This window comes from Colwellia psychrerythraea 34H (assembly GCF_000012325.1).
Taxonomy (GTDB): domain Bacteria; phylum Pseudomonadota; class Gammaproteobacteria; order Enterobacterales; family Alteromonadaceae; genus Colwellia; species Colwellia psychrerythraea_A.
The window spans coordinates 2,360,072-2,373,457 of sequence record NC_003910.7 but is presented as its reverse complement, the minus strand read 5'-3'; the positions used below and the strand labels follow the sequence as shown (position 1 = coordinate 2,373,457).

The 13,386-nt window shown below is 37.2% G+C and carries 10 protein-coding genes; 6 read left to right on the top strand and 4 right to left on the bottom strand.

The features are described 5' to 3' along the window. Nucleotides 1-96: 96 nt before the first annotated feature. Together CPS_RS10125 and CPS_RS10120 are read right to left on the bottom strand one after the other, a co-directional pair. Nucleotides 97-1,278, bottom strand: a complete 1,182-nt coding sequence (locus CPS_RS10125; RefSeq protein ID WP_011043088.1) for a cystathionine beta-lyase — start codon at nt 1,276-1,278, stop codon at nt 97-99. Between the two features lie 199 nt (nt 1,279-1,477). Further along, nucleotides 1,478-3,934, bottom strand: a complete 2,457-nt coding sequence (locus CPS_RS10120; RefSeq protein ID WP_011043087.1) for a DNA polymerase II — start codon at nt 3,932-3,934, stop codon at nt 1,478-1,480. Nucleotides 3,935-4,024: 90 nt separating this feature from the next. On the opposite strand from CPS_RS10120, the gene dinG reads away from it, so the two are divergent. Then, nucleotides 4,025-6,163: an ATP-dependent DNA helicase DinG gene (dinG, locus tag CPS_RS10115; protein ID WP_011043086.1), complete on the top strand. Its 2,139-nt coding sequence runs from the start codon at nt 4,025-4,027 to the stop codon at nt 6,161-6,163. 84 nt (nt 6,164-6,247) lie between these two features. Here the strand turns inward: dinG and CPS_RS10110 are convergent, their stop codons facing one another. Continuing rightward, nucleotides 6,248-7,306, bottom strand: coding sequence for a tetratricopeptide repeat protein (locus CPS_RS10110; RefSeq protein ID WP_011043085.1), 1,059 nt, complete (start codon nt 7,304-7,306; stop codon nt 6,248-6,250). A gap of 407 nt (nt 7,307-7,713) precedes the next feature. On the opposite strand from CPS_RS10110, the gene CPS_RS10105 reads away from it, so the two are divergent. The 4 genes from CPS_RS10105 (at nt 7,714) to CPS_RS24090 (ending at nt 9,933) form a co-directional block, all read left to right on the top strand. Then, nucleotides 7,714-8,073, top strand: a complete 360-nt coding sequence (locus CPS_RS10105; protein ID WP_011043084.1) for a hypothetical protein — start codon at nt 7,714-7,716, stop codon at nt 8,071-8,073. 133 nt (nt 8,074-8,206) lie between these two features. After that, on the top strand, nt 8,207-8,689 hold the full coding sequence (locus CPS_RS10100) for a DUF2947 domain-containing protein (RefSeq protein WP_011043083.1): 483 nt from the start codon (nt 8,207-8,209) through the stop codon (nt 8,687-8,689). Nucleotides 8,690-8,733: 44 nt separating this feature from the next. Next, the gene (rlmF, locus tag CPS_RS10095; RefSeq protein WP_011043082.1) at nt 8,734-9,639 is read left to right on the top strand and encodes a 23S rRNA (adenine(1618)-N(6))-methyltransferase RlmF; all 906 of its coding nucleotides are present in this window, start codon (nt 8,734-8,736) and stop codon (nt 9,637-9,639) included. An 81-nt stretch (nt 9,640-9,720) separates the two neighbouring features. Then, complete coding sequence (locus CPS_RS24090; protein ID WP_011043081.1) at nt 9,721-9,933, top strand: hypothetical protein; 213 nt, start codon at nt 9,721-9,723, stop codon at nt 9,931-9,933. Nucleotides 9,934-9,948: 15 nt separating this feature from the next. Here CPS_RS24090 and CPS_RS10090 read toward each other — a convergent pair whose 3' ends face one another. Further along, nucleotides 9,949-10,746, bottom strand: a complete 798-nt coding sequence (locus CPS_RS10090; protein WP_011043080.1) for a class II glutamine amidotransferase — start codon at nt 10,744-10,746, stop codon at nt 9,949-9,951. A 167-nt stretch (nt 10,747-10,913) separates the two neighbouring features. Here CPS_RS10090 and fadE point away from each other — a divergent pair, with 167 nt between their 5' ends. Then, nucleotides 10,914-13,343 (top strand): acyl-CoA dehydrogenase FadE, encoded by a 2,430-nt coding sequence (gene fadE, locus CPS_RS10085; RefSeq protein WP_011043079.1) that lies wholly within the window; start codon nt 10,914-10,916, stop codon nt 13,341-13,343. The last annotated feature ends 43 nt before the right edge of the window (nt 13,344-13,386 follow it).

Genomic DNA, 13,386 nt, shown 5'->3' with positions numbered 1-13,386 from the left:
AACATTACTTGAAAAGTAATGTTCAATTTAACTAGCTAAGCACCGTAATACCGGTCTTAGCTATCTTTCCAGTATGCCAATAGTACTCGTTATACTCTATGAATTGGCAAGTACTTGATTAAAACGCTCAAATCCTTTCGATAAATCTTCAATTAAATCGTCTACATCTTCCAAACCGATATGTAGTCTAATTAGCGGAAACTCACAATCAAATGTAGTCGCACTTCGAATAGCGTTTACATTAGTGATACCTAAAATTAAACTTTCAAAACCTCCCCATGAGTAACCCATTTTAAAATGATGTAAACCATCTAAAAATGCTGTTAATGCTTCTTTATTACCGCAGTTAAGTACAAAAGAAAATAAACCATTAGAGCCTTCAAAATCTCGTTTGAAAAATTCATGACCTGGACATGACTCAAACGCGGGGTGTAATATTTTAGCGACCTCTGGACGTTCTTGTAACCATTGAGCTACCTTAGTTGCACTTTTTTGGTGCTGTTTTAATCTTATCCCAAGAGTACGAATGCCCCGAAGTGCTAGGTATAGATCATCAGGAGAGGTACATTGTCCCATCAAATAACTGTAATCTCTCAGTTGAGGCCAATATTTTTCTACCGCTGTCGCTGTGCCTAACATTACATCAGAATGACCAACAATATATTTGGTTGCTGCTTGTATACTTACATCAACACCATAATCAAACGGCTTGAAGTTAATACCTGCGCCCCAAGTATTATCAAGCATAACGATACAATCATGCTTATGTGCTATAGCGCTAATAGTAGGAACATCTTGTACTTCCATGGTAATAGAGCCTGGTGACTCTAAGAAAATTAGACAGGTGTTATCTTGAATCAATGCTTCAATATCAGCACCAACCATAGGATCATAATAGGTGGTACTAACACCCATTTTAGCTAATATTTTATCGCAATAATCACGCGTAGGCTCATAAGCACTATCAACCATTAAGATGTGGTCACCTTGCTTAACGAAAGCTAAAATAGCATTGGTAATAGCTGCAGTACCTGAAGGATATAAAGCACAACCTGCTCCGCCTTCTAACTCAGTCATAGCATCGCTAAAAGCAAAAGAAGTCGTAGTACCTCGACGACCATACACCATGGTTTGATTATGTCGGTTGGCCACAGCATTATTCATCTCTGCGACAGTATTAAATACCACGGTAGATGCGCGTGTTACCGCAGGGTTAACAACCCCATTAGTCCATTTAGCACTACGTCCAGCATTTACTATTTTAGTATCTTGTTTCATATTCACTTCCATTAAAGAGATTTAACTTTAGGGGCATGCATAATACTTTCAGCTATCTAGCCATCTAAAACTTTATAATGTATTTATAACCTGAATCAACTCAACTGGCTAGGAATTGTTAGAAAAATTTGAAAATAAACACTAGCTTCATAATTAATGTGCATTAATATTAATGGCGATGCTAGCGTTTAGTGACCCTTTAAAAAAGGCCCATCTGATCGCCGGCAATTGACTCAAAATCTTTACCAATAAAAGGTAATATATCATCCGCTATCGGTTTGAGTTGCTTTTCTACATAAAAATCATAATCTAGTTTGCTGGTATTAAATTCTAATGGTTGAACCCCATCAAGTGTAATAACATATCGAATTAAACTGCGGTGTTTATAGGTCGGCTTGTCACCTAGCTCTTTAAGCTTTTGATTAGCCAATAATGCTGCTTTGATGTGCGGTGGGGTATTTACATAATCACTGAGTTTTCGTCTAATTTTTTTCTTATATATCAGCTTCTCATCATGAAGCCCTTGTTTTAGTTCATCAACTATCTTTTTAATGTAACCCTCAATAGGTTGATCATTAAATATCAGTCGGTATAACTCTTGCTGAAAATCTTTACTTAAATCAGTCCAGTCACTGCGTACAGTTTCCAAGCCTTTAAATACAAGTTCACCATCAGAAACACCGGCATAACGTTTTTTAGTACCAATACTTTTTTGATCTTTTACCGTATGGATTCCACGTATGGTTGGCATCAAAAATTTAGTAAAATGCGTTTCAAATTCAATATCTAATTGGCTTTCAATGTCAAAATCACGCTTTAGTCTATTTTGCCACTTATCATTTATATATGACCGTAACTCTGCACCTAACTGCTTTGCCTGAGTTTTGGTTTTCTCGGCGCCGATAGAAACAAAAATAGAATCGGTATCACCGTAAATGACTTGATACCCTAACTTTTCAATCCAAACACTGGTTTTTTTTAAAATTTCATGGCTTCTTTTGGTAATTGACCCTGATAACCTAGGGTCAAAAAAACGACAGCCTGTTGAACCCAAAACACCATAAAAGCTACTCATAATTATCTTTATCGCTTGAGATAAAGCGGCATCCTTTTGCAATTTTGCTTTATCACGTTCTAACCAAAGTGACTTGATGATATCTGGTAAAAAATGTTCCGTTCGAGAAAAGTAAGCGCCGTCAAAACCACGAATTACATCATCAAAACAATCATCACTGAGTTTTTCAGATTTACTGTGTGCTGATTTTTGCTCACTGACCGCTTTAAGTCCTTCAATAAGTCCCATCGGGTCTATTTTAAAAGTACGAATAATACTCGGATACAATGATTTAAAATCAAGCACCAGTACATTTTTATATAAGCCCGGTTTGGAGTCCATGACATAACCACCAGGAGACACTAAGCCAGATTCACCATCGCCCATATTGGGCGCAATGTAACCACTTCGGTGTAACTTAGGTAAATACAGATTGGTGAAGGCTGCAACAGATCCACCTACTCTATCAATAGATAAACCCGTGAGTTGTGCTCTTAATTTAGCAAAATCAAGTAACCGAGTTTTTTCAAAAATCAACCAGACTAAACGACAGTCTTCAAGATTATATGCTGCTAATGCAGATTTGTTATGATTAAAATTATCGGTAATTTCCTGCACTCGGTTTTCAACATCTGCCACCTTCTTTCCTAAACCAAGTAAGCTATGGGAGACATTATCTAATGAGAAGCTAGAAAAGTTGTAAGTGGCAGTTTTTAATAAGTCGATACCATCAAGAACTACACGACCCGCTATTTCGATAAAGTTCTGATCGGTATTATTGGCATTTTTACGCCAGTAAGGACAGGTCCTATCACGGCCTATAGAAAAAGGAATGCCATGAAGGTCACATCGTTTTTGTAAAAGCATAAAATCAAAATTAATGACATTCCAACCAATAAGAATATCGGCATCGAACAGGTTAACTTCTCGAATAAATTGCTGTAATAATTGTTTTTCATCCGTTTGCCAATGAATATAGCTATCAGCATCTGGCTGAGATACGCCAATCATTAACACACGTTTAAAGACTGTGTGGTTGTTATTTGCATACAAACCAATAGAGTACAACTCACCTTGCATAGAGCACTCTATATCGATAGAAAGCATAGTTAAACTATGTTGTTGCTCTATTGCTGCTCCCTTACATTTAACTTGTTTGGTGAGTTGATAATCTCCGCACAGCTGATGATTACCAAGATAGTCAATATCTGCTGTTATATGGCGCTCCATCAAAAAACGATCATCAGGGCGAATATCATCTTCATAACATTTTATATTTTGAGACTTTAAAGCATCTCTAGCACGATAGAAGCTTCGCATACTCGAAAAATACAAGGCAGCAACATCACGTTGAGTAAAGGTTTTTAACGATAAAACTTGATGCTTCTCAAGTAATATTCGTTGGTCATCTAAGATAGATTTAGCCGTTTCTAGATGCTCTACTTCGACAAAGAATACCGCTAACTCATTAGTTACTTCTAACTTAACGGGTCCGGCATCAGTCTTCAGCCATAAGGTTATTACTAACCCAGTGCGTTTATCTTGCACCTGTCGGGTCAATAAAAAACCATTCTGTATGCCTGCTGTTTTTAAATTTGTCATTTTATGGTTAAATTTTTCGTCCGACACGACCAAACCTGTTAATATATACAGCAGTGTAACCGATCTCCTGTTTTTTGGAAACTAGCAACAATGTTATCTGATAAGTTAAAACAAGCAATTCGTCAGGCGTATAAAGCCATAGGCGAGAATTTAACGCATTTCAATCCACGTAAGCAGCAAACGTTACTTATCGCTGAAATCGCAAAAACCTTAGCGGGTGAATACAGCAAAGACAGAAAAATAATTACCATTGAAGCGGGTACCGGAACAGGTAAATCACTTGCTTATAGTCTTGGAGCTATCCCACTTGCGCTTGCTCGTGATAAAAAGGTCTGCATCTCAACGGCTACTGTCGCACTGCAAGAGCAGTTAGTTGATAAAGATTTACCTTTCCTAAAAAAGTATGCCGGTCTTAATTTCGACTTTACCCTGGCAAAGGGAAGACAGCGTTATGTCTGTCGTCAAAAATTAACGCTGGCTGTTACAACCGGCTCTGGCAATGAACCTGCACAAGCGGGATTTACCTTTGCCGAAAAGCCTGATGCTAAAGATATTAGAACCCTCAATAAAATGCATAAAGCATTACTTGATGGCAGTTGGTTGGGCGATATAGATTCTTGGGAGACACATTTACCTCAACATATTTGGCATCAAGTTCAAAGTGATAAACATAGCTGTTTAAAAAACTTATCTGAGCATACCCACTGCCCATTTCACAAAGCACGTGAAACCATGGACCAAGCTCATGTATTAGTAGTAAATCATAGTTTGTTATTAGCCGATTTAGAGCTCGGTGGTGGTAAAATACTCTCACCGCCTGAGGATACTTTTTATATTATTGACGAAGCACACCATCTACCTAAAGTCACTCGCGATTTTTCAAGTGCGAGTATCACCTTAAAAGGTTCAATTGAATGGCTAACTAAGCTCAGAGATACCGGCGATAAAATGGCTAAATTGATTAAGTCAAAAAATGCCATTTCTCCGGCATTGAAATTGGGAGATGATTGCCAAGATTTATTAGTGGAAATGCAAAAAGTCCTTAATTTTATTGAAGCTAATGCGAATGTATATTTTTTGGAAAATGAATCATCCGCCCAAAATAATAACTTTACTAAAAATTCAAAAAATGATGAGCAAGTTTATCGATTTGAAAATGGCATCATTCCTCAAACCTTAAAGAACTGGGCTGAAGATCTACAAAGCCTAAGTAAGAAATCGTTATCACATTTAAATAAACTCTATAACGGACTCATTGAGGCGGTAAAGGATGGCGATACACAAATGTATGTCGCTGAGCCATTACTTGCAGAAGCTGGCTTTATGCTTCAGCGTTTAGAGAATCTACAATCACTGTGGTTTATGTATGCCAAATCAGATAGTGATAAGGGTGCGCCGATGGCACGTTGGTTGGAAAAAATCACCCTCAAACGTCAAGATTACTTATTAAGTGCATCGCCAATAGAAGTTGGTTTTACCCTAGAGAATATGTTGTGGAGTCAATGTGAAGGCGCTGTCCTTTGCTCTGCGACATTACGTGCATTAAACTCCTTTGATCATTTTCGTTTTCAAGTAGGTTTAAAAAATAATGATGGTAGTCAGTATCAACAAGTCGACTCGCCTTTTGATTATCAAAACAATTCACAACTCGTCATTGCAAAAATGGATAATGAAGCCAGTGCTCCTGAATTTACGGATGAAGTGATTGCTAAATTGCCAAAGTATCTCAAACAAGGCAACGCAAGTTTAGTGCTCTTTTCTTCTTATTGGCAGATGAATAAGGTTGCACTAGCATTGAGGGAAGATCATAAACTTGAAATTATGGTTCAAGGCGAATTATCACGCCAACAAATAATAGCGCTACATAAAAAACGTTGTGATGATAACAAAGAAAGTATTATTTTTGGCACTCAAAGTTTCTCCGAGGGACTTGATTTACCTGGCGATTATCTTAATAACTTAATTATTACTAAACTCCCCTTTTCTGTGCCTACCTCTCCTGTTGAACAAGCACAGGCCGAATATGTTACAGCCAAGGGAGGTAATCCATTTATGACGCTATCAGTACCAGACACATCAAAAAAATTGGTTCAAGCATGTGGTAGGTTGTTACGAAATGAAATGGATGAAGGGGTTATTACCTTGTTGGATAAACGCGTAGTAACTAAGCGTTATGGCAAACAGTTACTCGATTCACTTCCCCCCTTTAGTCGAGTATTTGAAAAGTAGCAGAGTTGCAGTTACCTCTTATTCTTCGGGCATAAAAAAGGCTTAAAATAAATTTTAAGCCTTTAATCAATTCTATAAATATTGTTAGGTTTTAGCTTCAGCTTCTTCTAATGCTTTTTCAAAAGCTTTTGTCGTGGCTCTAACATCGGCTTGCTTGGTAAACTCAATATTTACACCCGTTTGTACAAGTTCTTGGTAAAAGTCTCCAACGACACAACTTCCAACTTGCTGACAAACAATCGCATATTTTAATATTGCGGGTTCATAAGCTTGTAAGGCACCTTTCTTAAACCATAACAGTGATTCCTGAAGATCTTTTTCTACGGCAATACCATTAAGGTACATTTGAGCAAGACTCACTTGTCCTTGAGCAAAACCTAATTCAGCTGATTTTTGAAATTTTTCTAAGGCAAGTGCCGCTTTATTGCCATCTTTAGCGAACTTTAAATACTCTAGGCCAGCAAAGTTTTCTTTTTTACCCGGAATAAAGACAGAGCTTGATTTAAAATGAGAGTCAGGAACAACAACATTACCATCAAGCATGTTACCTACAGGTCTGCGTGCTAAAACAATGGCACCAGACCCAACTAACGCTTGTAGTTCAGTCTTAGTATAATTATGACGTTTCTCTTGGAAAAACTTTTCGAATCTTAGCTGTGCGTATCGAATAGCTTCATTCAATTCATGTTCTTGAAGATAAAAATAACTACTAAAGTTAATGGTTACCACATCCCCAGTAATATCGGTAACTTTCGCCATTCTGAATTTTTCGGTTGGCCGAAGGTTATCTTTGATGACGCGGAAATCGACATAATAAAGATCATTTAACTGTGGTTCAGCGACCATTGCATTGGTTTGTTCATTTAATTTGAGGTCTTTGTAAAAAATACTACCTGCTACTGCTGCGGTAGCCAAAATAACAAAAATAATTATTTTGGTTCGATGCACAATTAACCAAGGATCAGGATCTTTAGTATCGACTGTGTAATGGTAATAGGGTTCTTCGTCTTTATCTTCAGCGATAGAAGAATTCACACTTGCTAATGCTTCTTCAGATCCCGCGAGTGATATAGTTTGTTGATCAACTTTTGCTTCGGGCAGATGTTCATCTTCATCATCCTGGCGAATGGCAGCTAATGGCATTACTGATCCTTTTTTATTCTTATTTTTATTTTTATTTTTAAAAATTACCATTTGAACAAAAATTAAACAAGCGTTAATTTTATGTTACTAGGATTTAACATATATCTTTTTAACTTAGATTTTATGTACCAATGAGCTAAGAACCCCAATAGTAATCACTTTCATTCAAATCGTAACTAACTAATTTTATTTTAAATAATCGTTAGACAAAATATTATTTATTTTAACAATTCGAGTATACATGTTTTTATTATTATTTAAACGGTCGTTTGATTATTGCTTGTAAATTCATATTAAACGGCTAAAACCCAGTGCCAATATTCTATAAAGTTACGGTTAGTATGTATTAGACTAACCGTTCAGGATAAGATACTGCTCACTTAGATAGTATTATTTGCGATTAAAACATGAAACAAACCACCAAAGTTACCTTATTATCATTACTCGTTTTCCCAGGGATTGGCCATTTAGTTTTAAAGAAATATGCAATAGCAATTGCTTTTATTGTTAGTTTTGCTTATTTGTTACTGGACCTAGTAAAAGATATACATGATAAAACTCAGCAAGTGATCGATAGTATCATTCGAGGAGAAATTCCCATGGAGGTTTCAGCCATTCGCCAAGCATTAATTAATCAAGGCGCTTTGGATAACCCTAATCTGACAACTATTGGTTACTTACTTTTAATCATCTGGGCTATCGCAGCATTTGATGCCTATAGAATCGCAAATATCAGCAGTAACAATGTTACTGAACAGTCATCATAAATAGAAAACAGCGGAGTAATTAACTGGCTTTTATCTCTATTAACGCTAACTCCTTACTGTTTGGCTATGTATCGCTTTTTTATTTGGCTATTGCTGGGTATAATTAAGCTGTTTCCTTTTTTGAGCAATATTAATGAATTACCTACCGTTAGAAAGTTTAAAAAATGCCTGGATTTTCAAGCATAAAAGTTTACCTATTGCAGAAAATGATTTAGCCAAAATAAAACCTATGAGTATTGAACGAGCAAATATTGTATGGGACACCTTTATCTCTCGTCAGGTAGATCATCCTGATTTTTTCAAAAAAGGTGATTGGCCCTCAGATAACAATAATTGGTTAGAGCAAGGAAAATGGGAAGGTATTTGGGATAGCAATGACCAAGCACTTCCACAGCTAATAGAAAGCCATTTAGACTGGGATCAAAATACCGTTGTTTACTACTGTAGCTCTCGAGATAACGTCATTGAAACAAGCTGGCTTACCTTCCAACGATGCTGGAAAAACTTCTTGTTCATGGATGATGGACCTATATTGTTAGGTAAAAAACGCCAACAAGCGGTGCAATTTACCAGTAATGGTTATTTTAAAGTTGGCCAAAAGCCAAATAATATTTAAACAAGCTTCTATTTAAATTATTCTTTCATTACAACGGTCCTACTTTGCATAAAAAAAATCGCCATAACCAGGGATATAATTTTACGGCTTTAGTTAAAGCTCACCCTGGTTTATTACAATTTATTATAAAAAATCAATATAATAATCAAGATACAATCGACTTTGCTAATCCCCAAGCTGTAAAAGCGCTTAACTTATCTTTATTAAAAAGCGAATACCATGTGAAATTTTGGGATATACCTGATGGTTATCTTTGCCCAGCTATCCCTGGAAGAGTCGATTATATCCACCACCTTCAAGATTTGTTAGCTGCAACTCCAAAGACCTTACTACCAAATAAAACACCTATCAATGTATTAGACATAGGTACTGGGGCAAGTTGTATTTACCCGATTTTAGGTCAAAGAGAATATGATTGGCACTTTGTCGCTTCTGATGTTGATCCAATTTCAATTAAAGTAGCAAAACACATTATTTCATCTGATAAATCATTAAATAGAAATATTAACTGTCGACTACAACCCAACAGTAATCAAATATTTAACGGCATAATAGCTGAAGATGAGTTCTATCATTTAACCATATGTAATCCTCCCTTTCACAGTTCATTGGCTGAAGCCAGTAAAGGCACAGCACGTAAAATAAAGAATTTAAATAAAGGTAATCATTCTTCAAAAAATCAAGATAAAACACTCAATTTTGGTGGACAAAAAGCTGAACTTTGGTGTCCAGGTGGAGAGCTAGCTTTTATTGGTAAGATGATTAAAGAAAGTAAGGCTTATCAAAAGCAAGTGCTTTGGTTTACCTGTTTGGTCTCCAAGAAAGATCATTTGTCCAAGCTTAAACTTAGCTTAAAGAAGTCTGATGCTAAACAAATTAAGGTCATTGATATGGCTCAAGGACAGAAGATAAGCCGTTTTATCGCTTGGAGCTTTTATGATGTTAATTAAAAGAATGCTAAACATTAGGGTCTGTTGATCTTTCGCGGTTAAATTTTGTTCGAGATAAAAGCGTCTTAATCGCGGCGAGTAGTGTGTAGCCTAGTCATTCTAAGCAAATTCTACTCAACAAAGAGTAAGACGCTTTTAGCCGAATCCTTCGGACAGCGTTTGTTGGTCATTTTTACGTCGTTATTGCCTTTTTATGTGGAACAACCACATTACAAAGGCTCTGCCTTGTATAAATACCCAACAAATCACTGCAAAAACAATCTCGAAAGATCAACTGACCCTATATTTGCGTAGCATTCTTTTTATTATTTACGCTTTTTCTTGACAAATAAGATCACCCGCAACCAGTTTTCCTAAACAAAACAATTGCCATTGTCCTGCCAACATTTTGTGCCACGTTTCATTATCCGTCAGTGGTTTGGTCGCAATCACAGTCACAACATCATTGCTGGTAGTTTCTTTTTGAAAGTCGACTGCCATTTCAGCATCAATAAGGCTTGCTTGACCAAAAGGCGCTCTGCGAGTAAGCCAATGTAAGTTATTTGAGCAATAGGCGAATAAATATTCTCCATCAGTGATAATGATATTCGCAACGCCAAGCTTATCTATCTTTGCCGCCAATGAAGCTATAAAATCAAACAATAACTTTGCGTCAACTTGCTTGGCGCCAAACTCAAGATGCAATTGGTCAAGTATCCAACAAAAGGCATGTTCACTATCGGTTGTACCAATAGGTAAATGAAATTCAATGGGCAGCTCATTCTCAAAGTCTTTTAATTGACCGTTATGTGCATAGGTCCAGTTTCTTCCCCACATTTGTCTAACAAATGGATGAGTATTTTCAAGACAAACCTTACCTGAATTAGCTTGTCGAATATGACAAATCACCGCTTCACTTTTCATTGGATATTTTGTAACAAGCTCAGCTATTGGAGATTGTGCACTTGGCTTAGGGTCTTTAAAACTACGACAGCCCTTACCTTCATAAAAAGTTACACCCCAGCCATCTCGATGAGGCCCAGTATTACCACCACGTTGCATTAAACCACTAAAGCTGAAACAGATATCAGTTGGTACATTGGCACTCATTGCTAACAATTCACACATTTTTTAACCTCTTAATACAACCAAGCACTTATAAAGTAGATTGTGCTTGGCTAAACCTACAATTTATTCTATAAATAGAGTATATCATTGACTAAAAATTATTTTAAATTCAAATACTTTTTCTCTCATTTCTCTTCACATAAAACATACACTAAAAGGAAATCCTTGTGGATATTATTATTTGGTTAATCGTCGCGCTAACCCTAACTTGGTTTATGAGCTATACAAGGGCATCATTATCAAGTTTTACCTTATGTTTTGCCGCTCTAATGGCGTTAGGGTCTTTATTTAACATAATCGGCATAGTTTCTTGGTTACTTTTTGCTGTCATAGCCTTGCCGATAAATATTGATAATATTCGTCAGCAGTTTATTAGTATGCCTTTATTGGCTATTTTTAAAAAAATAATGCCGCAAATGTCTTCGACAGAACAAGAAGCTATCGATGCTGGCACCACCTGGTTCGATGCAGATTTATTTCGTGGTGACCCTGACTGGCTGAAACTTCACAATTACCCTCGCCCTAGACTGAGTTCACAAGAAAAAGCCTTCTTAGATGGGCCTGTTGAACAAGTTTGTGCCATGGTTAACGATTGGCATATTACCCATGAAATTGCTGATCTTCCACCAGAAATATGGCAGTTCTTAAAAGAAAATAAATTTTTTGCCATGATTATTAAAAAACAATATGGTGGATTAGAATTTTCAGCTTATGCTCAATCTAGAGTATTACAAAAACTCACCGGCGTGAGCTCGGTTCTTGCCAGCACGGTCGGTGTTCCAAACTCTTTAGGTCCTGGTGAATTATTACAGGAATACGGTACAAAAGAACAGCAGGATTACTACTTACCTCGCCTAGCGAAAGGTGAAGAAATACCTTGTTTTGCGCTAACAAGTCCTGAGGCAGGATCCGATGCAGGATCTATCCCTGATTATGGTGTTATATGTCATGGGCAATTTAACGGAGAAGATGTTTTAGGAATGAAGTTGACGTGGGATAAACGTTACATCACCCTTGCCCCTATCGCTACAGTGCTAGGATTAGCCTTTAAATTACAAGACCCCGATAATCTTCTATCTGAGCAAGAAGACTTAGGTATTACTTGTGCACTTATCCCAACTGATATTGAAGGAATAACGATTGGTCGTAGGCATTTTCCCCTAAACGTTCCTTTTCAAAATGGACCAACCCAAGGGAAAGATGTTTTTGTCCCACTAGATTTTATAATCGGTGGTTCAGACATGGCAGGACAAGGTTGGCGTATGTTAGTGGAGTGTTTATCTGTTGGGCGCGCAATTACATTGCCTTCTAATAGCACGGGCGGTGTTAAAACCGCAGCGTTAGCTACAGGTGCATATAGCCGCATAAGACGGCAGTTTAAGATGCCAATAGGTAAAATGGAGGGTATTGAAGAGCCACTTGCCCGTATCGGTGCTAATGCCTATTTAATGGACGCTGTCACAACGATGTCAACGGGTGCCATCGACTTGGGAGAAAAACCTTCTGTTATTTCAGCCATAGCTAAATACCATCTTACTGAAAAAATGCGCTCTTCTATTATTGATGCGATGGATATTCATGGCGGAAAAGGTATTTGTATGGGACCGAATAATTACCTAGCGCGTGGTTATCAAGGCGCACCTATTGCTGTGACGGTTGAAGGAGCCAATATTCTTACTCGCAGTATGATAATTTATGGTCAAGGTGCTATTCGTTGCCACCCATACGTATTAGCAGAATTAGAAGCAGCAAATAATAGTGATAATGAACAAGCGCTCAATGATTTTGACCATGCCCTTTTTGGTCATATAGGTTTTAGTCTCAGTAACATTAGCCGTAGTTTATGGTGCTCAATTACCGGTTCACGTTTCTTAGGCAGTCCATATGATGATGGGACACGCCGCTATTATCAATTACTGACACGTTTTAGTGCCAATTTAGCCATGCTTTCAGATATTTCTATGTTATCACTTGGTGCAGATTTAAAACGTAAAGAGCGAATTTCAGCAAGGTTAGGTGATGTACTAAGTCAACTGTATTTAGCGAGCGCGACCTTGAAACGCTATAATGATGAAGGAAGAAATACTGCTGACCTTCCTCTAGTACAATGGGCTGTAGAGGATTGTCTCTACAATATCCAACATGCTATTGATGAGTTGATTAGTAATTTTCCTAACAAAATTGTTGGAAAATTATTACGCGTGATCATCTTCCCTCTAGGTACTTGGTTAAAAAAACCTAACGATGAAACATCACATAAAGTTGCACAATTATTACAAACCCCTGGCTCCGCACGTACTCGATTAGGTCAAGGACAATACCTAACCCGTGATGGCAACAATATTTTTGGCAGGTTAGAACAAGTACTTGAAGACATCATTAGTTGCGAGCCTATTTATGAAAAAGTATGCCGAGAATTAAATAAAAAACTACCTTTTTATCACCTAGATAAAGTAGCTGAGCTCGGACTTACTAATAACATTATTTCAAAAGTAGAGGCTGAATTATTAACAACGGCCGAGGTTGGGCGTCAGTGGGTAATTGCCGTTGATGATTTTGATAGTAAAGACATGACGGCATTTTCAGGTTCTGCATAGCAAGTTCACTGAACAGATATTTCCTACAATTAATAAGTATTCT

Coding starts and splice junctions, on each gene's coding strand:
- CPS_RS10125 (WP_011043088.1), bottom strand. CDS start 1,278: ATGAAACAAGATACTAAAATAGTAAATGCTGGACGTAGTGCTAAATGG.
- CPS_RS10120 (WP_011043087.1), bottom strand. CDS start 3,934: ATGACAAATTTAAAAACAGCAGGCATACAGAATGGTTTTTTATTGACC.
- dinG (WP_011043086.1), top strand. CDS start 4,025: ATGTTATCTGATAAGTTAAAACAAGCAATTCGTCAGGCGTATAAAGCC.
- CPS_RS10110 (WP_011043085.1), bottom strand. CDS start 7,306: ATGCCATTAGCTGCCATTCGCCAGGATGATGAAGATGAACATCTGCCC.
- CPS_RS10105 (WP_011043084.1), top strand. CDS start 7,714: ATGAAACAAACCACCAAAGTTACCTTATTATCATTACTCGTTTTCCCA.
- CPS_RS10100 (WP_011043083.1), top strand. CDS start 8,207: ATGAATTACCTACCGTTAGAAAGTTTAAAAAATGCCTGGATTTTCAAG.
- CPS_RS10090 (WP_011043080.1), bottom strand. CDS start 10,746: ATGTGTGAATTGTTAGCAATGAGTGCCAATGTACCAACTGATATCTGT.